General features: G+C 62.0%; 21 protein-coding genes. 6 read left to right on the top strand and 15 right to left on the bottom strand.

Annotated features, from left to right (window positions below):
- Positions 1-66: 66 nt before the first annotated feature.
- The gene (locus ACRQHG_RS03015; protein WP_284889709.1) at positions 67-1902 is read right to left on the bottom strand and encodes an AMP-dependent synthetase/ligase; all 1836 of its coding nucleotides are present in this window, start codon (positions 1900-1902) and stop codon (positions 67-69) included.
- 130 nt (positions 1903-2032) lie between these two features.
- Between ACRQHG_RS03015 and ACRQHG_RS03010 the strand changes: the two genes are divergently transcribed.
- The 5 genes from ACRQHG_RS03010 to ACRQHG_RS02990 all read left to right on the top strand — a co-directional run bounded on the left by ACRQHG_RS03010 (position 2033) and on the right by ACRQHG_RS02990 (position 7413).
- Entirely contained in the window at positions 2033-2938 is a 906-nt protein-coding gene (locus ACRQHG_RS03010; protein WP_435719467.1) for a PIG-L deacetylase family protein, read from the top strand.
- A gap of 138 nt (positions 2939-3076) precedes the next feature.
- Positions 3077-4075 (top strand): ATP-grasp domain-containing protein, encoded by a 999-nt coding sequence (locus tag ACRQHG_RS03005; RefSeq protein ID WP_435719466.1) that lies wholly within the window; start codon positions 3077-3079, stop codon positions 4073-4075.
- Entirely contained in the window at positions 4072-5298 is a 1227-nt protein-coding gene (locus ACRQHG_RS03000; protein ID WP_435719465.1) for a glycosyltransferase family 2 protein, read from the top strand. The genes ACRQHG_RS03005 and ACRQHG_RS03000 overlap by 4 nt, the downstream gene beginning before the upstream one ends.
- The gene (locus ACRQHG_RS02995; RefSeq protein ID WP_435719464.1) at positions 5295-6713 is read left to right on the top strand and encodes a sensor histidine kinase; all 1419 of its coding nucleotides are present in this window, start codon (positions 5295-5297) and stop codon (positions 6711-6713) included. Before ACRQHG_RS03000 ends, ACRQHG_RS02995 begins: the two co-directional genes overlap by 4 nt.
- A 28-nt stretch (positions 6714-6741) precedes the next feature.
- A complete protein-coding gene (locus ACRQHG_RS02990) occupies positions 6742-7413 on the top strand; it encodes a response regulator transcription factor (protein WP_435719484.1) in 672 nt (223 codons plus the stop codon).
- Between the two features lie 71 nt (positions 7414-7484).
- On the opposite strand, the gene ACRQHG_RS02985 is transcribed toward ACRQHG_RS02990, so the two are convergent.
- The 14 genes from ACRQHG_RS02985 to proC all read right to left on the bottom strand — a co-directional run bounded on the left by ACRQHG_RS02985 (position 7485) and on the right by proC (position 21061).
- Positions 7485-8021: a hypothetical protein gene (locus ACRQHG_RS02985; RefSeq protein WP_435719463.1), complete on the bottom strand. Its 537-nt coding sequence runs from the start codon at positions 8019-8021 to the stop codon at positions 7485-7487.
- 57 nt (positions 8022-8078) lie between these two features.
- Positions 8079-8435: a hypothetical protein gene (locus ACRQHG_RS02980; protein WP_435719462.1), complete on the bottom strand. Its 357-nt coding sequence runs from the start codon at positions 8433-8435 to the stop codon at positions 8079-8081.
- A gap of 2 nt (positions 8436-8437) precedes the next feature.
- Complete coding sequence (locus ACRQHG_RS02975) at positions 8438-8770, bottom strand: polymorphic toxin type 50 domain-containing protein (protein ID WP_435719483.1); 333 nt, start codon at positions 8768-8770, stop codon at positions 8438-8440.
- 17 nt (positions 8771-8787) lie between these two features.
- Positions 8788-9573, bottom strand: coding sequence for a DUF4417 domain-containing protein (locus ACRQHG_RS02970; protein WP_435719461.1), 786 nt, complete (start codon positions 9571-9573; stop codon positions 8788-8790).
- A gap of 281 nt (positions 9574-9854) precedes the next feature.
- Complete coding sequence (gene valS / locus ACRQHG_RS02965; protein WP_435719460.1) at positions 9855-12497, bottom strand: valine--tRNA ligase; 2643 nt, start codon at positions 12495-12497, stop codon at positions 9855-9857.
- Between the two features lie 173 nt (positions 12498-12670).
- Positions 12671-13396 carry a tyrosine-protein phosphatase gene (locus ACRQHG_RS02960; RefSeq protein WP_284889702.1) on the bottom strand — a complete coding sequence of 242 codons (726 nt, stop codon included), beginning with the start codon at positions 13394-13396 and terminating at the stop codon, positions 12671-12673.
- On the bottom strand, positions 13396-14490 hold the full coding sequence (locus tag ACRQHG_RS02955; protein WP_435719459.1) for a metallophosphoesterase family protein: 1095 nt from the start codon (positions 14488-14490) through the stop codon (positions 13396-13398). The genes ACRQHG_RS02960 and ACRQHG_RS02955 overlap by 1 nt, the downstream gene beginning before the upstream one ends.
- Positions 14487-15500 carry an ABC transporter ATP-binding protein gene (locus ACRQHG_RS02950; protein ID WP_435719458.1) on the bottom strand — a complete coding sequence of 338 codons (1014 nt, stop codon included), beginning with the start codon at positions 15498-15500 and terminating at the stop codon, positions 14487-14489. The genes ACRQHG_RS02955 and ACRQHG_RS02950 overlap by 4 nt, the downstream gene beginning before the upstream one ends.
- Positions 15497-16348, bottom strand: a complete 852-nt coding sequence (locus ACRQHG_RS02945) for an ABC transporter ATP-binding protein (RefSeq protein ID WP_435719457.1) — start codon at positions 16346-16348, stop codon at positions 15497-15499. Before ACRQHG_RS02945 ends, ACRQHG_RS02950 begins: the two co-directional genes overlap by 4 nt.
- The gene (locus ACRQHG_RS02940) at positions 16345-17229 is read right to left on the bottom strand and encodes an ABC transporter permease (protein WP_435719456.1); all 885 of its coding nucleotides are present in this window, start codon (positions 17227-17229) and stop codon (positions 16345-16347) included. Before ACRQHG_RS02940 ends, ACRQHG_RS02945 begins: the two co-directional genes overlap by 4 nt.
- Positions 17226-18266 carry an ABC transporter permease gene (locus ACRQHG_RS02935; RefSeq protein ID WP_435719455.1) on the bottom strand — a complete coding sequence of 347 codons (1041 nt, stop codon included), beginning with the start codon at positions 18264-18266 and terminating at the stop codon, positions 17226-17228. The genes ACRQHG_RS02940 and ACRQHG_RS02935 overlap by 4 nt, the downstream gene beginning before the upstream one ends.
- Positions 18266-19807 (bottom strand): ABC transporter substrate-binding protein, encoded by a 1542-nt coding sequence (locus tag ACRQHG_RS02930; RefSeq protein WP_435719454.1) that lies wholly within the window; start codon positions 19805-19807, stop codon positions 18266-18268. The genes ACRQHG_RS02935 and ACRQHG_RS02930 overlap by 1 nt, the downstream gene beginning before the upstream one ends.
- Before the next feature lie 111 nt (positions 19808-19918).
- Positions 19919-20260: a hypothetical protein gene (locus tag ACRQHG_RS02925; protein WP_026428508.1), complete on the bottom strand. Its 342-nt coding sequence runs from the start codon at positions 20258-20260 to the stop codon at positions 19919-19921.
- Complete coding sequence (gene proC, locus ACRQHG_RS02920; protein ID WP_435719453.1) at positions 20261-21061, bottom strand: pyrroline-5-carboxylate reductase; 801 nt, start codon at positions 21059-21061, stop codon at positions 20261-20263. It abuts the gene before it with no gap.
- Between the two features lie 146 nt (positions 21062-21207).
- Between proC and ACRQHG_RS02915 the strand changes: the two genes are divergently transcribed.
- Complete coding sequence (locus tag ACRQHG_RS02915; protein ID WP_284889695.1) at positions 21208-21990, top strand: SDR family oxidoreductase; 783 nt, start codon at positions 21208-21210, stop codon at positions 21988-21990.
- Positions 21991-22022 lie beyond the last annotated feature (32 nt).

The raw sequence follows: 22022 nt of genomic DNA, 5'->3' as shown, positions 1-22022 counted from the left end.
CCGGGAGAAACGCAGCGGGGGCGTGGACTACGTAGCCCACGCCCCCGTTCGCAGCTCAACTAAGCGCTAATCGCGGTTCTTATCGCCCTTATCCCCGTAAATATCACGCCCGATCACGGTGGCGAAATCACGGAGCACCGCGGTGCGCTTCACCTTGAGGGAGGCGGTGAGGTAGCCGTTCTCCGGGGTGAAATCAATGGGCAGAATAACGAATTTGCGGATGGATTCCGCGCGGGAGACCGCTTCGTTGGTGCGCTTAATGGCGCGATCCACCGAGGCGATAATCTGCGGATCGTGCACGGCTTCCGATACGGACATGGCCGGCAGATTCTTATTCTTCAGCCAGATGGGAAGCATCTCCGCATCCAGGGTGATGAGCGCACCCACGAAAGGCCGCTGGTCGCCCACCACGACCACCTGTGAAATCAGCGGGTGGCCGCGCAGGCGGTCCTCCAGGATTGCGGGGGAGACGTTCTTACCGCCGGCGGTCACAATAAGCTCCTTCTTCCGGCCGGTAATCCACACGAAGCCATCTTCGATCTTGCCGAGATCCCCGGTGCGATACCAGCCATCTTCGGTAAACGCCTTGGCGGTTTCTTCCGGATTATTCAGGTACTTGTGGAAAACGTGATCGCCCTTGACGAGCACTTCGCCGTCGGTATCAATAGCCACGTGGCAGCCGGGATAGGCCGGACCCACCGAACCGATCCGCTGGTGGTTGAAGCGATTCACGGTGGTCGGCGCGGATGTTTCCGTTGCACCGTAGCCTTCAAAAATATTAATTCCGATGCCGCGGAAGAAATGCCCGAGCCGTGCACCCAGCGGCGCACCGCCCGAAATTACATTCTCCAGGTTCCCGCCGGTAATGTCCTTGATCTTGGAGTAGACGAGGCGTTCGCCTACTTCATGCTGGGCCCGCAGCGCCAGCGAAGGCCCGGCTGCACTATCGAGGGCCCGCGAATAGGCGATAGCAACTTTCGCGTAGTAGCGGAAAATTTTCTGCTTCACGCCGGTGGATTGGGCATCCGCGGCGTTGTAAATCTTCTCGAAAACGCGCGGCACCGCCAAAATATAATGCGGCTTGAAGGACTTCATGTCCTCAACAAGATTGTGGGTATCGGGGCAGTGCCCGATGGTATTACCCGCGTAGAAGGCCACCAGGTTAATGAAACGCGCGAAAACATGGGCCATGGGGAGGAAGAGCAGAGTGCGTTTCTCGCCGGAAAGGATCGGGGCGAGGTTATCATCCAGCGGCCCGTTGATAACTACGTGCAGCAGGTTACGGTGGCTGAGCACCACGCCCTTGGGCCGACCTGTGGAGCCAGAGGTGTAGATGACGGTGGCTTCGTCGTCGGCATGCATCGCATCGATACGGCGGTCAATCTCAGCGTCGAGATCCATGGTGCCGCGCGCGGAAATCCGGGCCAGGTCATCGTCAGAAATAACGAAAATATCGGTGAAGAAATCAAAATCGGACCGGAACGGCGCCATAACCGCGGCCATCTGCTGATTTTCCACGACGGCGAAGCGGCAGTGCGCATCCTCCACAATCCAGCGGGCCTGCTCCGTGGAATCGGTTTCGTACACGGTCACGGCCATCGCACCAATGGACCACAGCGCGAAATCGACCACGCAGAATTCGTAGCGGGTGTGGCACATGAGAGCGATACGATCCCCGGGCTGGACGCCCATCGCAATAAAACCGCGTGCCAGCGCGCGATACTCAGATTCGAAAGTCCGCCACGCCACCGGCACCCATTGCCCCAGCGAGGCTTTGCGCGCCACCACGGTGCGCTCGGGCTGTTCGCGTGCGATATTACGGAAAACCCACGGAATCGTCATTTCATCGGTGATATGAATCTTTCCGGGAGTGAAAACTTCAGTCCGCTCGATTTCGGCCATGATTCTCCTCAAGGTTACGCGTGAGTAAGTAAAGTGTACGGCACGCGCGGGAAACGGGGGTGGAGGCGCGATGAGAGAGTTCTCATCACCTCCTCACCGCGATATTAACACGGGGCGGAACACTGGAGCCATGACGATCTCCATGAATGCTCTGCTTGCCGTGCTCCTTCTCGTAACGGCACTATCCGTTGTCCTTCTTGAAACTTCGGTACGACGACGCATCCGCGCCTTCCGGCCTCTCCAGCTTTTCACGCTGGGGAGTGCTTTCCTCCTCGTCCCGGCTAATATCGCCTTGCTGGGCGGGAATGCGCCCGGGAACCTGGAACGGTGGGTGAGCCTGGGCTCCGTTGCGGCGCTGGCCACCCAGCTTGTTCTTCTTATCAGCGGCTGGATTCCGGTGGGGGCGGCGGCACCTACGCGCCGTATCCTCGCCGTCGGGGCGCATCCCGATGATCTGGAATTAGCCTGCGGGGGTACCTTGGCGCGCTTGGCTGATGCCGGGCATGAGATTCACGCCATCGTGGCCGCGGACGGTGCGGTGGGAGGCAATGCCGGGGAGCGGGCCGGGGAGGCCCAGCGTGCCGGTACTTTCCTCGGGCTGACCTCGCTGCGCACCCTCGGCCTGCCCGATACTCGCCTAGCCGAGCATGAAAATACCCTCACCGGTGCTATCGAAGAAAAAATCCGCACTCTCAATCCAGATATTATTTTCACGCATTCGGCCCATGACCAGCACCAGGATCACACCGCCGTGCACCGCGCCACCATGCGTGCCGGGCGGCGCCACCCGGCGATTCTCTGCTACGAATCGCCCTCTGCCACCGCGAACTTTTCCCCGCAGGTATTCGTGGATATCACCGATTACACCGGGGTGAAAAGCGCCGGGGTGGCCATCCACGCCGACCAGATGGACAAGCCGTATATGGCCGGCGACGTGCTCACCGCCAAAGCTAATTTCCGGGGCGAACAAGCCAAAATGGAGGCTGCTGAAGCTTTTGAGGCGATGCGCATTCCCGCTTTCCGGGGTGTGCTCTAAATCTTCGTGGCGTGCTCTCAGCCCGGGGTGCCTGGCTGTGCCCTGGGCGCTGGCGCCCCGTGCCTGCGCGCGCCGCGGGCGCCGTTGCCCCGTGCCTGCACCGTTGCCCCGTTCCCCTCTTCTTATCTAAGGACCATCATGATGAATCATTCTCCTCTCAGTTCCCGCCCGCGGGTGCTCGTTACCGGGGCCAGCGGCCCGGCCGGCTCCTCCCTCCTCACCCAGCTGAGGGAGCGCGGGATTCCAGTGCTCGGCGTCGATATGGCACCCCGTCCCCGCCCCGATGGCCTCAGAATCCTGCAATGCCCGCCGGCCACGGCCCCGGATTTTGTGAGCGCCCTGGCCGCCATCTGCGAGGAATACTCGATTGACCTCCTCATCCCCACCGTGGATGAAGAACTCTCCGTCCTCGCACCGCTGCGCACCGCGCTGCTCCACCGCGCCCGCATCGCGGTAGCCCCCACCGCCGCGGTGGCGATCGCCGCCGATAAATGGCTCACCCACCGGGTAGCGGAGAGTAGCGGCCTAGCCGTGCCGCGCAGTTTGGAGGCTCCCACTCTCACCGAGGAAGGCGCTTATTGGCTCGGCTTCCCCTACGTGGTACGCCCGCGAGTGGCGCGCGGCGGGCGCGGGGTACGCCTGGAAACAACATTCCCACCCGCCATGCCACTGCGCGATACCGAAATGGTCTCCGCCTTCCTCCCCGGCACCGAATACTGCGCGCAGCTCTACCTGCCCGCCCCGGGAAGCTCACCGCGCGACGGGGCAGTGAACGGTGCGGGAGGCGACGTGATCAGCGGCGCGCGGGACGGTGCGCGGCGTTGCCCCACCGTCGTCGTACTAGAAAAAACCAGCCTGGCCTCCGGGCAGCACGGGAACGCGACCGGGGTCCGGCGGGTGAATGCCCCGGACGTTGCCGAGCTGGCGCTCGCGGCGGCGCAGGCGGTGGGTCTGAGCGGAGCAGCAGATGTGGGTATCCGCCGCGATACCCAAGGTCGCCCCGCCCTCATCGAAATCAATGCCCGCTTCGGCGCACACAGCGCCCACGCCCCCGAATTACTTGACGCGCTCCTGGAGACTTACACACCCGCGGAGCCTGCTTCGGCACCTCGCAGCACCGTTGAGGTGATGGCATGACCACCCTGCTTCTTATTCTTGCCGTACCCACCCTCATCCTCACCGCGGTGACCTGGATAATGTACCCGGCTGCCATCCTGGGGGAGATGCGCCAGCGGTCCCGCCCGCTTTACGGTGCACACACCAAAGTCTCGGTGATTATCCCGGCCTACAACGAAGAGGTGGTGCTCGGCGCGTGCCTGCGCTCCATCCTCGCCACCGGCTGGCGCCGCCTGGAAGTGATCGTCGTCGATGATGGTTCCACCGATGCCACCGCCGCCGTTGCCGCACCGTTCACCAGCGATCCGCGCGTCACCTTCCTCAGCAAGCCGAACGGCGGCAAAGGTAGCGCCCTCAATCTCGGTATTGCCCACGCCACCGGAGAGATCCTCATCTTCGTGGATGCTGACGGACTCTTCACACCCACCACCATTCCGGAGTTACTGGCAGGGTTCCGCCACCCCGGGGTGGGCGCCGTATGCGGGAACGACCAGCCGGTCAATATCACCGGTCCGCTCACGGCGCTGCTCGCCCTCATGACCCACGTCGGAACCGGTATGACGCGCCGTGCCCTGGCACTGGTGGGAATGCTGCCCATCGTGGCAGGAAATTCCGGGGCATTCCGGGCTGATGCGGTGCGCCGGGTAGGTGGCTTCCGGGAAGATACCCTGGGGGAGGATCTGGAGCTCACCTGGCGGATCCACTTCGCCGGTTGGGACGTGGAATTCGCGCCCCATGCCCTCGTGCTGGCCGAGGTTCCCGCCACTCTGCCGGCACTGTGGAAACAGCGAGTGCGCTGGCAACGGGGCCTTATTCAGACCGCTCGCATCCACCGTTCCCGCCTCACCTCCCCGTGGCGGCGCCCCATTGATGCCTACCTGCCCATTAATCTTTTCTCGCTCATCGTGGCCCCGGTGCTCCAGGTCGTCACCCTCGCGGTGTGGGCGGTGGCAGCACTCGGCGGCGCGGCTCCGCACTGGATGAATGTACTGGTGGGAGCGGGGCTGGTGATGGCGCTGGGCGTAACGGTGCTCTCCCTGATCCTGGATCGGGCCTGGCGCGACCTGCGCTTCCTTCCCGCCCTACCCCTGTGGCTCCCTTTCTCCTGGATGATGAGCGCCGCGACGGTGCGAGCGATCTGGCTAGAAATACGCGGAAAAGCCAGCGAATGGAATAAGCTGGAACGAACGGGCGTGCACACCGTGGCGCTCCCGCCCGCCGCCGTCGAACGGGAAACAATGTGACATCACGTCCTATTACGATTCGTTTTCGGATTGCCGCCACCATGGTCGCGCTCGTCGCGGTCGTGCTGGCGGCAACCGGTGTCGCCGTCGTCCTCACTGAAAGCCGTATGTGGCGCGCCCAGGTGGATGCCACCCTGGTGCGGGTGGCGGACGAATTTCGGGTGCTGGCCGAAAACGGAGTCGATCCGGAAACCGGGCAACCCTTTGCCGGGCCATCCCAGCTCATCGAAACCTACCTCTCGCGCACCGTTCTCTCCGAAGCCGAAGGAGAAATGGGGATTGTGGATGGGCGAGTCGCCTGGGTGGGCGGCGATACCAGCCCGGTGCGCCCCGAGGAAGACACCGGACTGGTGCGCCATCTTCTCCCATTCACCCGGAACGCTGAGATAACGATGGGGACCTACGCGGGGGCCCAGCGCGAATACCGCTATATCGTGGTACCGGTGCAGTTTTCCGGCTCGCAGCCCGGCGCGCTCGTGCACGTCTACCTTCTTGATGTCATCAGTGCCCGTATCTGGAATCTGATGACGGTGCTGGCGGTGGTCTACCTGGTGGCCGTCATCGGCGTCGTCGCCATCGCGTGGCGACTGGTGGGGCAGCTGCTGCGCCCCGTGGAGCAACTGCGCGCCACGGCCGAAAATATTACCGCCAATGCGGATTTGTCCCGGCGGGTCCCGGTGGAAGGACGCGACGACCTGGCGCGGCTATCAACGGCGATGAACACCATGCTCGATTCCCTGGAAACCATGGACGCCGATCAGCGCCAACTTTTAGACGACGTCGGGCACGAGCTACGCACCCCCATCACGATCGTGCGTGGACACCTGGAACTCATGGATGCCAACGATCCGAGCGATGCCGCGGATACCCGCGCCCTCGCCCTCGAAGAACTCGACCGCATGAATTCGCTGGTTGGGGATTTACTCACCCTCGCGAAAGCCGAGCGATCCGATTTTGTGGTGCCTAGCGAGGTTGATATAGCCGCGCTCACGGAGCGGATCATCGATAAAGCCACCGGGCTGGGCCCGCGCGCCTGGAACCTGGGCGCCGTGGCCAGCGGGCAGGCGTACCTGGACCCGGAGCGCATCACCCAAGCGGTGCTGCAATTGGCAGCGAACGCGGTCAAATACTCCGAAGAAGGCACCCCGGTGGAGATTTCCTCAAGCGTGGTAGCGGGGCGGGTGAGTTTCACGGTGCGCGACGCCGGGTGCGGGATCGCCCCGGAGGATACGACCCGTATCATGGAGCGTTTCGCGCGTGGGCGTAATACCGGACGTTCGGAAGGCTCCGGGCTCGGACTCGCGATTGTTAGCTCCATCGCCCGGGCTCACGGCGGGGAAGTCACGGTGCGCTCGCGGGTGGGGGAGGGCTCCGTATTCACTTTGAGTTTGCCCAGCGTTTACCGGGGTTCGTGATAGCCTCACAGACGGAGAAGGGAGCATGATGAGCACCATCCTCATCGTCGAGGACGAAGAGCGCATTGCCCGCTTTATTGCGAAGGGCCTGAAAGCAGCCGGCTACACTTCCGCCACCGCATCAAGCGGTGGGCAGGCCGTTGATCTGGCTGTTCATACTCCTTTCGATCTTATTATTTTGGATATTGGGCTGCCGGATATTGACGGTTTCGCGGTGCTCGAGCGCCTGCGCGGGCAAGGCCTGGACACCCCGGTTATTCTCCTCACCGCCCGCACCTCCGTAACGGACCGCGTAGCCGGGCTCGAGGGCGGAGCCGATGACTACATGGCGAAACCTTTTTCTTTCGAAGAACTGCTCGCGCGTATCCGTTTACGTTTGCGCGACGCCGCAGCCACCCCGGCACCAGCTAGCTCCGCCACCCAGCTTTCCCACGGCGGCATCATCCTGGATTTACTCTCCCACCACGCCCACGTGGGCGGGAAACAGGTGGAGCTGTCCGCGCGCGAATTTACTCTACTCGAAACCTTCATGCGCCACCCGGGGCAAGTGCTTTCCCGCGAGCAACTCCTCTCCCGGGTCTGGGGCTACGATTTCGATCCCGGTTCCAATGTGGTGGATGTGTACGTGCGCTACCTGCGCGGGAAAATCGGGCGGGACCGCATCGAAACGGTGCGCGGAATGGGCTACCGCCTGAGCTAAGGCAGCGGGGCCTTTTCAGCGAAGGAACGGGGCTGCTAGCTCAGGCGGTAGTGCTGAGGTGTGCGACTGGTCTAGTCGTCATCCTCGTCGTCCCAGTCGTCATCGTCGTTATCATCCCAATCATCGTCATCCGCGTCATCATCGTCCCAGTCATTATCGGAGTACTGGGGCGGTGCGGGGCGCGCGGGAGCCGGTGCTACCCGCTGCGGCGCGGGTGCCGGCGCTGCCGGGGCGGGAACTGGGGCCGGTGCCGGGGCGACGTTAGCGGGGGACGGGGCAGCGCCCGCGGGCGGCGTCGTCGTACTATTTGAGGCATCACCGGTGAACAGGTGCGCATTTTCGGCCACATCAACCAAAAGACTGCGCAGGGTGGCGCGCTGTGCGTTGTTGAGCGGCGGGCGCTCCGTGGGCGAAGAAGCTGAAATGGTGCTGCCAGCACCAGTGGCGCCAGTGGCGCCAGCGGACGGGGAGGACGGCCCCGTGACGGTGACGGCGGGGCCCACGGACTGGGTGCCGCTCCCGCTCACGGCGTGGGCAAGCTGCATCCCCAAGAAACCGAGGAGCGCCAGCCCGAGAAGTACGGCAAGAAGTTTCACACGAGTTGTCATGTCCCTAAGTACACCGGAGCGAAATGACGGGGCCAGGAAACAATCATGAGAATCTTCTCATGTACGTGAAGAGTCGGTCTGAGCCGAATAGACGGTTTCTCCGGTATTGATATCAGTAATAAGGGTGGGGAAATCGCGGTAATCAATTGAAAGGTAGGTGCGGTAACGCCGCGGGCCGTCATGAATAATTTCTGATATCTCAAAAACAATTTGGTGGAATTCGTCGTATCGGGGATCATCCATCTCGATATCGAGATCGCCGCCATTCTCGGAGTCATAAGCGGCTTCGAACATCCCACGATAGCGTTCGCCATCGTTGAAAGAAATATCAAGAACAGCGTGAGGGTAACGGTGACAATAGTTTTCCACTTTCCAGACTTGGAATTCCTCTTCGGGATGGAAGTAGGAGAACATGGCTACTCCTTAGGGTGTGTTGGGACAAGATGGCATCCGCTTTTCGAATAGTGAATCGTACCTCGAGTTGTAGGGGTATTTACCTCTCCATTATCGTTTTTATATATCCCTATTATCTTCCCGAAATCTATTACTTCCCTGTTTGGTTCGAACCATGTTCCCGTCCTGGCTTTTCGATCAATTAGCTTTTGGATTTCAACGATATTTAAGGTGATGGTAGATTTAGTGGGATCGTATCCCGGCTGTCCCGATAGATGTTTGGCTTGTTTGCCGAAGTGCACCTCAGTGGTGAATCCTTTCACGTACCGCCGTTGTACACTATCGTAGTTAAACATGTAGCTTCGCGGTTTGCTCATGCTGCCTTCCTATGCTGGGAACGGATATAGGTGTCGGGAGCGAAAGTGTGTATCGGGATACCTAGGCTCTTGGGATAGTCGAGAACCCCGTATGCGCTTGAGCCGTACACCAACAGTCCTTTAGGTTCAACCGTGTTAACGATTACTTCGATTTCTTCTTTTACGATTGTTCGATTTTTTCGATTTTTGATCGTTCCGTGTAGCCCAATGGCGATAACGGAATTATGGGGTGTTCCGGCAAGCGTGTACCAAGCGGATTCTCTACCGGCCATTCGAACATTTGCAATTGTAGGAATTCCGCGAACCTGCGCTGCCGCACCCAAAAGGTAGTTTTTATAGGTATTTTTTATTTTTATCAGGTTAGGTGCGTCTAGGTATAGAGAGAAATCGGGCGAAATTATTCCAGCAAATTCCTTTGCTGTAGAGAATAACTGGTCGGAATCATCCCATATTGTGCTGAACTTACAGTCATCCTCGAAGAAGTGGAGCCACGCCTCAGATTTTTCGGCAGTTGCTCGAGCCTCTGACCATGCGACTAAACGAAGAGGAACCTTGTCGCATGGAAGTATTTCGGGGATTTCAGCTTCTTCCTTTAACGTTACTCCAGTTAATAAGTGACCATTCTCCTCGTCTGCATGCTTCGCCACGTAGTGACTTGTAATACGTCGATCGGGTTGTCTACCCATGGGGTTCTGATCGTCTCTTGCGGTTGTTCTTAGAGTCGCGGGTATTCCAGATAAAGGAACTTGCGTGTCCTGTAAGAGTCTTCCGGTACTTGTCATCTAACCACCTCAACAATACGAACGTTTACATAAACTTCAGTGCTCAACTTTGTCTTAGTGTGCAGGATGTTTAGGGCCCTGCACTTCGGGAATTGTCATCTCAACGGTTATTGTAGCAGTGGTTTTTTGAAGGGGTAATATTAGCTAAAAATATCGGGGAAATATGAGAATTCTGTGACGGGAGTGTAATAGGGGTGGCGGGCCTGCTTTTGCAGACCCGCCACTCGGATTAACTTAGTTGCGCACAGAGTTACGCGCGCTGCGCCGTTGTGCTTGCGACGCTACTTCTGCTTCGGCTCCGGCTCGTCCAGCTCGTAATCACCGATGGTGATCTGCTCGCCGGCCTCCGTATCTGGCGTGAAACGGAGCTCCCCGCGCACGTGGGCGGCGCGCACTAGGTCCGCGCGCACCTCCTCCAGCAGTGCGGTATTCCCGCGCAGCTCCACCCGCGCGAAACTGGTGCGCTGCGACACCTTCGCCGCGGATTTCACGCCGCGCAGCACCGTGAGTGCCTGACCAGCCACCTCAAGCAGCTCCGCATTCCCGGAACCCGCAGCCTCGCGCAGCGGCGCCGCCTCCGGCCAGGCCGCCCGGTGCACCGAGCCGGTACGGTACCAGCTCCACACCTCGGCGGTGGCATAGGGGATAAAGGGCGCCAGCAAGCGCAGGAAGGTATCCACCGCAATCGCCAGCGTCACCCGGGCGCTCTCCGCCTCCGGCGTATCCGAATAGGCGCGATCCTTGACCAACTCCAGGTAATCATCACAGAAGGTCCAGAAGGCCGTTTCGGCCGCCTCCAGAGCGCGGGTGTGATCAAAGGCCTCAAAAGCGGCGGTGGCTTCCTCCACCACGCGCGCCAGATCGGCCAGCAGAGCCCGATCAATCGGCTCGGTCACACGGGAGGCATCCAGGCAGACCGGTGAACCTTCCCCGCCCATGCCCAGCGCAAACTTCGAGGCGTTGAGCACCTTCATAGCCAGCCGGCGCCCCACCTTCATTTGCTTTTCGTCGAAAGCGGCGTCCACGCCCAGGCGTGCGGAGGCAGCCCAGTACCGCACCGCGTCCGCACCGTGCCGCACCAGCAGATCCATAGGGGTCACCACATTGCCCTTGGACTTGGACATCTTCTTGTGGTCCGGATCCAGAATCCACCCGGAAATCGTGGCGTGCTTCCAGGGTAGGTCCCCGAATTCCAGGTGCGCGCGCACCACGGTGGAAAAGAGCCAGGTCCGGATAATATCCTGACCCTGCGGGCGCACATCCATGGGATACACGCGCTCGAAAAGATCCTCATCGGTGAGCCAACCCCCAGCGATCTGCGGGGAGAGCGACGACGTGGCCCAGGTATCCAAAATATCGGTTTCCCCGGCGAATCCGCCCGGCTTACCGCGCTGATCTTCGGTATAGCCTGCTGGCACATCACTGGAAGGATCCACGGGAAGGCGTGATTCCTCCGGGGTAATGACGGCGTCGTACTTTACTTCGCCGTTCTCCGAAATCTCGTACCACACCGGAATCGGAACCCCGAAGAAACGCTGGCGCGAGATGAGCCAGTCAGAGTTGAGCCCCTTGACCCAGTTGTCGTAGCGCACGTGCATGAAATCGGGGTGGAAAGCCAGCTTGTTGCCGGCCTCAATGAGGTTATCGCGCAGCTCCTTGCCGTTGCTTTCCACGTGGGAACGCCCACCGTTGCGGATGTACCACTGGCGTGAGGTAACAATTTCGAGCGGCTTATCGCCTTTCTCAAAGAAGTTGGTCTTACGCATGGTCGGCTTCTCATCGCCGATCATTTCCCCGGTTTCCTTGAGTTTCTCCACCAGTGCCTTGCGAGCGGAGAAGGTGGTTTTCCCGGCCATCTGGGCGTACATGGCGCGCCCGGCTTCCGAGGTAATCCACTCGGGGGTATCGCGCACCAGGCGCCCGTCCTTGCCAAGCACATTGTGCAGCGGCAGCTGCAATTCACGCCACCACTCCACGTCGGTAATGTCACCGAATGTGCAGCACATGGCGATACCGGCGCCCTTGTCCATTTCCGCCTTGGGATGGGCGAGCACCGGAACTTCCATATCGAAAATCGGCACGCGCACCGTGGTCCCGAAGAGGTGCTGGTAGCGGGTGTCATCAGGGTGCGCGATGAGGGCCACGCAGGCGGGCAGCAACTCCGGGCGGGTGGTTTCGATGACGACATCGCCGCTCGCACCGTGGAAAGCCAGGGCATGATAGGCACCCGGATAATCGCGGGCCTCGAGCTCGGCCTGCGCCACCGCGGTTTGGAAGGTAATATCCCACAGGCCCGGGGCCTGCGCCTGGTAAGCCTCCCCACGCGCGAGGTTACGCAGGAACGCGGTTTGGGCTACCTTCTGTGCCTTCTCTCCGATGGTCTGGTAATTCTGCTTCCAGTCCACGGACAGCCCCAGGTAGCGCCACAGGGCTTCGAATTGCTTTTCGTCCTCTTCGGATAGCTTCCAGCACAGTTCAATGAAATTACGCCGCGAAATAGGCACCTGGTCGGCGTACTTAATGGATTTTGCGCCGCCCTGGTGCGGGGGCACAAAATTCGGGTCGTAGGGGAGAGACGCATCCCCGCGCACCCCGTAGTAGTTTTGCACCCGGCGTTCGGTGGGCAGGCCGTTATCATCCCAGCCCATCGGGTAGAACACCGATTTTCCGCGCATGCGCTGGTAGCGGGCCACGGTATCGGTGTGAGTGTAGGAAAAAACGTGGCCGATATGCAGCGAGCCAGAGACCGTGGGCGGCGGGGTATCTACCGAAAATACTTCGGAACGGGTAGCGGTGCGGTCGAAAGCATAGGTGCCTTCTTCTTCCCACCGCTCGCTCCAGGTAGTTTCAAGACCGTCGAGAGTGGCACGGTCCGGTACCTCCGTGTGATCGAGGAGTTCGGACTCTTGGTTAAAACTAGTCATAGGGCTATTGTTTCACGCCCCGTGCGCTGCGGGAAACTGCGCCATACGTGAGAGGGGCGACGGCGCAGCTACGGCGCGCGGTGCTCGGGCACCGTCATGGCGCTCTCCGGCACCGTCGGGATGGGAGGCTGGCACCGTGGGTGCGCCGGTGCTGTCGGCAGGGCACAACCCCGTTAGCGGCTGGTATCCGGTTCCACCAGGTGGGCGCGCAACAGCTCAAAAACAGCCGGGTCAATCCCGTGCCCGAGGAGGTACTCGCGCGCCCCACCGGCCGCTTCGATGCGCACCGTGGCGGCGCTCAAAGCTTCTTCGGTCACGTACACGGCGCGGTGCGCGGCGGCCCCCGGGATATATTCGCGCCCCATCACGAAAGCAAGATCCTCCTGGTAGCTCTCGCCCAGCGCCGTGGCGGAAGTAAGGTAATCAGCCAAGATTGTTTCGCGGCTCGCCCCGAGGATGGAGAGGATAAGCCCGGTAACTACCCCGGTGCGGTCCTTACCGGCAGTGCAGTGGATGAGCACCCCGCCTTCGGCCGATAGCTCCGCCGCCGCGGTGACCGCCTGCGCCAATTGCCCACCGAAATTTCGGGCCATCTGCATATACAGGTCGGCAAGCTCAGACCACTCCAGGTGGGCAAGCTGATTATTGAAAATAGGCACGGAGGCAACGCTCACTCCGTAATCTGCCCAATTGGTGGTGCCGGCGCGTTCAGCGTCGTCGCGCAAATCAATAACGCCGGTAATGCCCTGCTCTCTCAAAAAATCTCCCAGGCTGTCATCGTGGCGGAACGCCGCGGAGGAACGCAGCAGGGCGCGCTCGCGGATATGCCCGCCGAGCACCGGGGTGCCGCCCAGGGAACGGAGATTATGCAGGCCAAGGGGCAGGCGTGGGGAAGTCATCACTGTCCTTTCGATCCGGTATCAAGCGTGTTTTCCAGGAGGTAGGAACCCGGGCCGTCCCAGGCCAGCGGGTCGCTCGGGCTCCAGCCGGGCCGCCCGGCGCGCCTCCCGATAGCCACTACTTCTTCCGGACTATACGCAAAGATTTCCTCGCCCGGCTCCATGCCGCCAGACGGTGCCGCCACGGAGCCATCCAGGTAGGTAATATCCTGCTGGATACTGGCCTCGCTTAGCTGCACCACCGAAAAAGCTGAACGGGCTCGCGCGCTTTCCCATTCGGGACCCCGCCCGAGAGTGGTTTCATTGGCGAGGGCTGGGCCAACTACCACCGGCACCCCGCCAGCGCGCCCGCGCCCGGCCAGATGGTAGTGGCCCGCCAGCACGAGGTCGGGCGCCACCTCCCAGGATTGGAACCCCTGCGCCAGACGCGGGGCGTCCATGAGGCGCAGCGCCCCGTGGAGCACCGTGGGGGCAGCTAACGGCGGGTGATGGAGGACGAGGACGGAGCGGAGCGGAGCGTCGGCCGCCCCGTGGAAGTGCCCGCCGGCGCCGGCCGGTGACGGCGCACCGCCCGCCGTGGGTGCCCCACTCGCCGTGGGTGCCTCGCTCGCCGTGGATGCCTCGCCCGCAGTGGGCGCGACATCGGCGTTGGTCACGGCATCCTCGATACGGTGAATCTGTTCACCGAGGTAGCCGAAGCCGCGCCCGGGAACGGAGCTGTCTGCCGCAACGAAGCGCCAGCGCGCGTCTCCCACCGTGATATCGGTGATGGAAAAAATCGGGTCCAGGGGTGCACCGGGCAGGCCGAGAGCCTCGCGCATCGCCGCGCGCCGGTCATGATTCCCGCAGGCCCAGATCACCGGCGCATCCCACCGTTGCGCGAGCGGGGCGAGGGTCTGGGCCGCGAAGGCGTAGGACGCAGGGGTGCCGTCATCGGAAATATCCCCGGAGACCACGATGGCGTGGCAGGGCGCGAGCTCGCCGGCGCCGGCCACGGCCGCTTCCAGCAGCCCCGAGGTGTCAATTTTTCCGTAATGGCGGGCGCGCTCGGCTAGAAGATGGGTATCGGACAGGTGCAGGATGCGCAGGCTCATAGGTCATCGTCTCCCTCGGATGGCGTGGCGGGTACCGCGGGCACGGCGGACGTGGCAGGTACGGCGGACGGGGCGGATACGGCGGGCGTGGCAGGTACGGCGGGCGTGGCAGGTACGGCGGGCGTGGCGGGCGTGGTGCGCGGCGCGGCATTCTCCTGTCGTGGCGCTTCGGGCAGCAGCGGCACTGCCGCAATAAGTTCCCGGGTGGCCGGGTGGCGCGGGTGCTCCAGTACCTGCTCCGTGGGGGCATATTCGACGACGGCGCCCCCGCGCAGCACCAGGGTGTCCTCGCACAGATTCTGGACAATGCCCAAGTCATGGGAGATGACAATGAGGGTGAGATCCAGGCGGGCGCGCAGATCATGGAGCAGCTCTAGGACGGTGGCTCGCACCGACACGTCGAGAGCGGAGACGGGCTCGTCGGCAATAAGAACCTTGGGCTGGCAGGCCACGGCGCGTGCAATTGCCACCCGCTGGCGTTGCCCGCCCGAAAGCTCATGCGGATAGCGCGAGCCCCATTCCGGGTTGAGGTCCACGGCGGCCAGCGCATCACGCACCATCTCCCGGTGTTTGCCGGGAACGCGCAGCAGACGCAGCGGTTCTTCAATAATCCGGCCCACCGTCATACGCGGATTGAGGGAAGCAAAAGGATCTTGCAGCACCAGCTGGACTTCGTGGCGCAGCCGGGTCACCCCGAGCTTCCCGTAGCGCACCTCCTGGCCCCGGTAGGTGATCGATCCTCCGCTCGGCTCAAGTAAGCCGAGCATCATGCGGCTAAGCGTGGTTTTCCCCGAGCCTGATTCGCCAATAATTCCCAGCGACCGCCCCGCACGTACGTCGAAAGACGTGGGTGCCAGGGCCAGGGTGCTTCCGTAAGATTTAGTGACGTTCTGGCAGCTGAACAGCACGTCCCCGGCTTCGACGGGCCAGTCTTTTTCTAACGGTGCGCGGGAGGTTATGCGCAGGGCGGCCTCGCGCGGATCCCAGGTTTTTTCCGGTGTGCTTGTCATGATTGGTCACCTCCGGGCACCATTGAGCCTCGCTGATTACCCAGCTGCGCATCGCCGCCCCGCAGTGCCGGGCGTTGCAAGCTGGTGGCGCGGGCCGCAGCCACGAGGCCCTGGGTGTAGGGATGGACGGGGCGGAGCAAAATATCTTCGGCGCTGCCTTCTTCCACCAATTCGCCCCGGCGCAGCACGAGGATGCGTTCGGAGGTGTGGTAGGCCACCGCCATATCGTGGGTAATCATGAGAACCGCGGTGCCGTGCTCGCGGGCGGCATCATCCATGAGCTGCAAAATATGGGCCTGCACCGTGGCATCCAGGGCGGTTGTCGGTTCGTCGGCGATCAGGAGGGCGGGTGCCAAACTCATCGCCATGGCAATAACCACGCGTTGGCGTTGCCCACCGGAGAGCTCATGGGGAAAGCGGTTAATAATATGCTCGGGGCTGGGGAGCTCAACCATGCGGGCCAGCTCGCTGGCCCGCTGCGTCGTCGCCGATTTTTTTAATCCCGTGTGAATACGCGAGGCCGCCACCAACTGGTGCTTAATGCGCACCACCGGATTGAGCGCCGTATGCGGTTCCTGGAAAATACAGCCGATACGGCGCCCTCGAATTTTCTGGAACTCCGTATCCGAAGCGCCCACCAATTCGCGCCCCTCGAAACGAATCGAACCGGTCACGCGCGCCGCCCGGGGGAGGAGCCCCTGGATCGCCATCGCCGTCATCGATTTTCCGGACCCGGATTCCCCAATAAGGCAGACACGCTCCCCGGCCTCCACCGTGAAGGAAACTCCTCGCACCACTTCGGTGGAACCGAAAGCCACGGTGAGATCACGTACCTCAAGAAGGCTCATCGTGTCTCCCTTCCGCGCGGATCGAGCACGTCGCGCAGGCCGTCTCCCAAGAGGTTAAATCCGATAATTGTCAGGACAATCGCGGTGGCCGGAATGAGGATAACCGTCGGGTGGGAATACATGAAGCTCTGGTAGGTGGAGAGCATGCGCCCCCAGGATGGCGTGGGCGGCGGGGTGCCCAGCCCCAGGTAGGACAGCCCCGCTTCCGCCAGGGTGGCCGTTCCCATGATTTGGGTGACGCGCACGATCAGTGTGGGTGTGATCGCCGGGAAAATATGACGCGAAAGAATCCACCAGGAACGCGCGCCCGCGGCCACCGCCAGGAGCACGTGATCGGAGGCGGTGGCACGGCGCAATTCAGGCAGGACGGTGCGGGTGACCGCCGGGGCGGAGCCCAGCCCGATAGCAACGGTGGAAGTGAGGGTGGAGCCAGAAAAAGCGGTGACGAGAATGAGGGCAATAATGAGGGTGGGGAACGCGACCCATACGTCGGTGAGCCGCTCCGTCAGGGAACCGAGCCAACGCGGGGCGTAGACGATAATCGAGGCGAGAAGCAGCCCGACCACCAGGGCTACCGCCGCCCCGCCCACGCTGGTGAGCACCGTGACCCGCGAACCGAGCACCATGAGGGAGAAAATATCACGCCCCAGCTGGTCGGCACCGAACCAATGCGCCCCGTTCGGGCGGGCCCAGGACGCCCGCGCATCCACACTTTCGGGATCATAAGGCACCCAGATGAAGGACAGCAGGAACGTTGCCAGCACCGCCAGCACCACCACGGTGCCGATGAAGCCGGCCGGATTACGCAGCAGCGCCCGCAACCGGGCCCGCCACGGGGAAGCCGCCGAAAGAGCCCGCAGGGCCGGAGACGGGGTACTCATCGCAACCTCACTCTCGGGTCGAGGAGGCGGGAGGCCACATTGGAGAGCATCATGAGGAGAATAACCGCTCCGGAAAGCACCATAAGGAAGCCTTGGACGGTAACAATATCGCGGGTCGATACGCTGGCAACCAGATGGTGCCCGATGCCGGGAAGCGCGAAGACCTGTTCAACCACCACGGTGCCCATGAGGAGGGCAGCGGCGTCGAGTGCAATAACGGCGAGGAGGGGGAGCCAGGCGTTCCGCAGCGCCTGGGTGAGGAGGGCGCGCCGGCGGCTCATCCCCTGGGCGCGGGCGGTGCGCACATAATCCTGGCCGAGCTGTTCCAGCACGGCGGAGCGTACGTAGCGCACCAGTCCCGCCGTTTGCGGAATCGCCAGGGTAATGGCGGGCAGGATGAGGCTACGGAGCGCCGCACCCGGATCGCCCCATCCCTCGCGCGGGAAACCGGTGGAGGGAAGATGGAGCGGGGTCGCCAGGTACATGACGAGCAGCATCCCCACGATGAACGTGGGGATCGCGATACCCAATTGGGAAAGCCAGGAAACTAGGCGCCCGGCCAGAGTGGTGGAACGGGCCGCGGCATACACGCCGATAATAAGGGCAAAAATAACCGCCAAACTCAAGGACATGAGCGCGAGCGGCACGGTGACCTGGAGCTTCGTGACGAGCTCGTGGGTCACGGAAAGAGAAGAAAAGGGGGAGGTGCCGAAATCACCGGTGAGGGCGGCACCTAACCAGCTCAGATACTGGATGATAAGCGGACGATCCCAGCCGTGCTCAGCCCGGATCGTCTCAATTTGCGCATCGGTAGCATCCAGGCCACCCATAATGACAGCCGGGTCACCGGGCAGGGTGTGGAGCGCGAAAAAAATCACGAAGGAGGCGAGGAGTAACGCCGCCACCGCCCACCCCAGCGCGGCGAGCACGATGCGGGCGGTGCGCGACGTCGTGGTGCGGAGCACCGTTTCGCGGTCCACGGTGCCGGAGGCGCCATGCACCCCCGGCACCTGCGCAAGCGCGAGTGGTTCAGCCATTAACGCGCAACCTGAATATCAGCGGCGTAGAAACGAGAACCGGTCCGGTTGGTCGGGAATCCGGAGACCCCTTCCCGGGAGAAAATAATGGCCTTGGGGCTGTAGAGCCAATCCGAGGCGGCATCTTCGGAAACGAAAGCGGCCAGCTCACCGAGCTTCTTATCGCGTTCGGCCAGCGAGCTGGCGGTCATCGCTTCCTTATTGAGCTGCTGGGCCTGCGCGCTGTCATAATGCCAGTAGTAACTGGGGTTGGAATAGTAGGTGAGGGTCCACGGATCCACGTGGAGCACCATGGTCAGATCGTAATTGCCCCCGCGGTAGACCTCATCGAGCCAGCTAGAAAACTCCATCCGGTCAATCGTCACATTAATGCCGATCTCCTTGAGCTGGGCGGCCACATATTCGGAAATAGCCGAATCGTAATTATTGGCCACCCGCAGGTTGAGGGAAAGATTCTCAAAACCGGCCTTTTTGAGCAGCTCGCGGGCGGCTTGGGGATCATACGAATCAATCTCGTTGAGGGAATCGCTCCACCAGGACATCCCGGGGGAGACCATGGAACCGACCCGCACCATCGTCCCGCCGAGCGCGGTAATGAGGCCGTCCTTATCGATACCCTTGCGGATAGCGGTGCGCACATCCTTATTAGCCAGCGCCGGGTTGGAGTGGTTGAAGCCGAGCGTCATCCACGAGGTTTCGGTGCCCTGCGAGGTAATAATCGCCGGGTCAGCCGCGAAACGCTCCACCGTATCGGTGTTCTGGGTGGTGAGAATATCAATTTGCCCCGAGGCAAGCGCATTCGCGGCGGCGGTCTGGTCCGCATAATAGTGGTAGACCACTTCCTTGGTGCCGGCCGGATCGCCCCAGTAATTATCGTTACGCTCCAGGGTAATGGTGGAGCCGGTCTTCCACTCGCCGATGGTGAAAGGTCCGGTGCCGTTCGATTCCTTATTCAAATCGACCGTATTATCGGAGGGCACCATCATCGCGGCGTCCGTGGACATACTGTCCAAGAAATTCATATTAGGTTCGGAGAGGGTGACGACGACGGTATGCGGGTCGGAAGCCTGCGCTGATTTAAACGTGCGCATGAGCTTATGATCGGGATTCTTCGACCCCTCAGCAGCAGAAGCTTCCAGGGTGGCCACCACATCCGCGGCATCAAAATCGGAACCGTCGTGGAATTTCACCCCTTCGCGCAGGTGGAAGGTGTAATTGAGGCCATCCTCGGAAATATCCCAGGAGGTGGCCAGAGCCGGCAAAATATCACCATTTTCGGCGCGGCGAGTGAGCCCTTCATAAACATTATCGATAACAAGCTGATCGAGGGCCGCGCCGGAAACCGAGGTCGGATCCAGGCCGGTGGGTTCCAAAATAAAACCAACGTGCACCGAAGCATCCGGGTTCGCATTCTGAACCGGGGCCGGGCCGCTGGCGGGGGAGGAAGCCGCATCGGAGGGCGGATTGGTTGAGCATCCGGACAGCGCGAGTCCGGCAACGAGCAGGGCGACGCCCGCTAAACGCTTCATATCTGTTCCCATCAGGTAGTGAAGTCAAAATATGGCTCGGCGCATCTCAGCTCGGACACGTCGCCATATATGTATCTATCGAGTCAATGTGAACCGTTGGAAAACGTGGAGTTAAAAGGCGAGCTACCTCTCCTTTGCGTCAGTATCGCGGATAGAGCGGGACGCGCGGGTCCCGGGTTTGGCACGCTTGGCGCGCCGGCGAGCCTCAGCGGCTTCGCTTTCCAGATCGTGCACCACGAGGCGAGCGTGGCGCGCGGTCAAGATGGGGTGGATTTTTTTCGCGGCGCGCATGGCGGTGGCGGTTCCCTCCGCCGCGGCCGTCAAAATACGTTCTTTTTCTTCCGCGGTCCATTCGTGGGTGCGCATAAAACGCAGCGAGCGCGCTTCGCGCAGCATGGAAATTCCCCACAGCAGCAGCACCACCAGGAAAATCCCAGCGAAGCCGAGGATTGACAGTCCGTTCATTTAGCTGAGATTCCTATCTTTATCGATACTGGCTTGCACGCCGCGCACGACGGCCGCCCCGAAACCGGCGCGTTCTAATTCCACCACACCGGCCACGGTGGTGCCTCCTGGGGACTGCACCGTATCGGCCAAATCCGCCGGGGAGAGCTCACTTGCGAGCACCAGGCGCGCCGCACCTTCCACCGCCTGCGCGGCGATGCGCACCGCCTGCGCGGCCGGGAGCCCGTCGGCAACGGCGGCACGTTTGAGGGCATCAATATAGGTAAAAGTGAAAGCCGGGGAGCATCCGGCGAGCGCGGAAAAGACAGAAAAATGTTTTTCTTCCAGGGTGATATGGGCACCCACGGCGGCGAAGACCTCCCGCACCTCGTCCTGCTGGGATGGGGTGACGGAGCTTGAGAAGCACAGCGCCGTCATGGAGGCGCGCACGCTGGCGGCCACATTCGGCATGGCGCGCACGAGCGGCTGACCCGGGGCGAGATGGCGGGCGAGGGTGGCAAGCTCGAGGCCCGCCGCGATGGAGACGATAACGGTGCCAGATTCCCGTGCGACGTCGTTAATTTCTTCTAGAACATCCGCAACCGCGTACGGTTTCACGGCGACGACGACGATTCCGTCACCCACGGCCGTGACCAGCTCGGTATTCGAGGTGGCCGGGCGCACCCCCGTTTCCTCCGCGAAGTCGCGCGCCACCTGCGCATCTTTCGCAGAAACGACGACGGACGCCGGATCCGCGCCCGCGGCAAGCACCCCGCGCGCCAGGGCCCCGCCCATATGTCCGGTTCCAATAAAGCCGATCACGAGCAATTCCTTTCTACCAGCTAGGCCCGGTGCTCCCGCAGCGGCGCTGAGCGAACACCGGGTATGCTCTCCGCGTTTTATTTTAGGCTGAAGAAAGGTGTTTTATGGCCGGCGTGGCTCTCACCCGGCAGAACGGAGGGTTTGACATGTCACATCGAGTACTCGTAACCGGAGCGTCCAGCGGCATTGGGGCGGCGAGCGTCCGCGCCTTGTGCGCGGCCGGATTTGAGGTGATCGCCACCGCGCGGCGCGAAGATCGGCTCCGCCAACTCGCCGAACAAACCGGGTGCAGCTACGTGGTGGCGGACCTGATGGAGGAGGGCGACGTCGCACGGCTCGCCGCCACCGTAGCGGAAGCTGGCGGGGTGGACTCCCTAGTCAATAACGCCGGCGGGGCCCGCGGGCAGGACAAAGTGGCGGACGCAAAAATCGAGGACTGGGAGTGGATGTACCGCGTGAACGTGCTCGGTACCCTGCGCCTCACCCGCGCCCTACTCCCGCATATGCGGGAGAACGGCGGGAGCATCCTCTTTGTGACCTCCACGGCTGCGCAGGAAACCTACGTGGGTGGGGCCGGATACACGGCGGCGAAGCACGCCGAACGCATGATTAAAGACACCCTGCGCCTGGAACTGGTGGGTGAACCGGTACGGCTCATGGAGCTGCGCCCCGGCATGGTGATGACGGAGGAGTTTTCCAAGAATCGCCTCGGATCGGACGCGGCGGCGCAGAATGTTTATGCCGGGGTGGCCGAGCCGCTGCTGGCTGAGGATATTGCCGAGACGGTGGTCTGGATGCTTTCTCGCCCCGCTCACGTCAATATCGATTCGGTGGTTATCCGGCCCGTGGCCCAGGCGAATTCCTGGACGGTGGCCCGCACCGGCAGCGACGTGGTGGACCTGCCTTCCTCCGGGCTGGATGGGGAGTAAGCGCCCCGTTCTCCACGTGCGCCGGTAACGGG

The sequence above is a fragment of the Actinotignum vesiculae genome (assembly GCF_051267215.1).
In the GTDB taxonomy this organism is placed as follows: Bacteria; Actinomycetota; Actinomycetes; order Actinomycetales; family Actinomycetaceae; genus Actinotignum; species Actinotignum schaalii.
This window is presented reverse-complemented; position numbering and strand designations above follow the sequence as displayed.

What these genes read in the sequence shown, in the direction of transcription:
- ACRQHG_RS03010 (WP_435719467.1), top strand. Translation starts at nt 2,033, where the DNA reads ATGACGATCTCCATGAATGCTCTGCTTGCCGTGCTCCTTCTCGTAACG.
- ACRQHG_RS02955 (WP_435719459.1), bottom strand. Translation starts at nt 14,490, where the DNA reads ATGAGCCTGCGCATCCTGCACCTGTCCGATACCCATCTTCTAGCCGAG.
- ACRQHG_RS02930 (WP_435719454.1), bottom strand. Translation starts at nt 19,807, where the DNA reads ATGGGAACAGATATGAAGCGTTTAGCGGGCGTCGCCCTGCTCGTTGCC.
- ACRQHG_RS03000 (WP_435719465.1), top strand. Translation starts at nt 4,072, where the DNA reads ATGACCACCCTGCTTCTTATTCTTGCCGTACCCACCCTCATCCTCACC.
- ACRQHG_RS02970 (WP_435719461.1), bottom strand. Translation starts at nt 9,573, where the DNA reads ATGACAAGTACCGGAAGACTCTTACAGGACACGCAAGTTCCTTTATCT.
- ACRQHG_RS02990 (WP_435719484.1), top strand. Translation starts at nt 6,742, where the DNA reads ATGAGCACCATCCTCATCGTCGAGGACGAAGAGCGCATTGCCCGCTTT.
- ACRQHG_RS02975 (WP_435719483.1), bottom strand. Translation starts at nt 8,770, where the DNA reads ATGTTTAACTACGATAGTGTACAACGGCGGTACGTGAAAGGATTCACC.
- ACRQHG_RS02950 (WP_435719458.1), bottom strand. Translation starts at nt 15,500, where the DNA reads ATGACAAGCACACCGGAAAAAACCTGGGATCCGCGCGAGGCCGCCCTG.
- ACRQHG_RS02915 (WP_284889695.1), top strand. Translation starts at nt 21,208, where the DNA reads ATGTCACATCGAGTACTCGTAACCGGAGCGTCCAGCGGCATTGGGGCG.
- valS (WP_435719460.1), bottom strand. Translation starts at nt 12,497, where the DNA reads ATGACTAGTTTTAACCAAGAGTCCGAACTCCTCGATCACACGGAGGTA.
- ACRQHG_RS02940 (WP_435719456.1), bottom strand. Translation starts at nt 17,229, where the DNA reads ATGAGTACCCCGTCTCCGGCCCTGCGGGCTCTTTCGGCGGCTTCCCCG.
- ACRQHG_RS02985 (WP_435719463.1), bottom strand. Translation starts at nt 8,021, where the DNA reads ATGACAACTCGTGTGAAACTTCTTGCCGTACTTCTCGGGCTGGCGCTC.
- ACRQHG_RS02980 (WP_435719462.1), bottom strand. Translation starts at nt 8,435, where the DNA reads ATGTTCTCCTACTTCCATCCCGAAGAGGAATTCCAAGTCTGGAAAGTG.
- ACRQHG_RS02960 (WP_284889702.1), bottom strand. Translation starts at nt 13,396, where the DNA reads ATGACTTCCCCACGCCTGCCCCTTGGCCTGCATAATCTCCGTTCCCTG.
- ACRQHG_RS03005 (WP_435719466.1), top strand. Translation starts at nt 3,077, where the DNA reads ATGATGAATCATTCTCCTCTCAGTTCCCGCCCGCGGGTGCTCGTTACC.
- ACRQHG_RS03015 (WP_284889709.1), bottom strand. Translation starts at nt 1,902, where the DNA reads ATGGCCGAAATCGAGCGGACTGAAGTTTTCACTCCCGGAAAGATTCAT.
- ACRQHG_RS02935 (WP_435719455.1), bottom strand. Translation starts at nt 18,266, where the DNA reads ATGGCTGAACCACTCGCGCTTGCGCAGGTGCCGGGGGTGCATGGCGCC.
- ACRQHG_RS02925 (WP_026428508.1), bottom strand. Translation starts at nt 20,260, where the DNA reads ATGAACGGACTGTCAATCCTCGGCTTCGCTGGGATTTTCCTGGTGGTG.
- ACRQHG_RS02945 (WP_435719457.1), bottom strand. Translation starts at nt 16,348, where the DNA reads ATGAGCCTTCTTGAGGTACGTGATCTCACCGTGGCTTTCGGTTCCACC.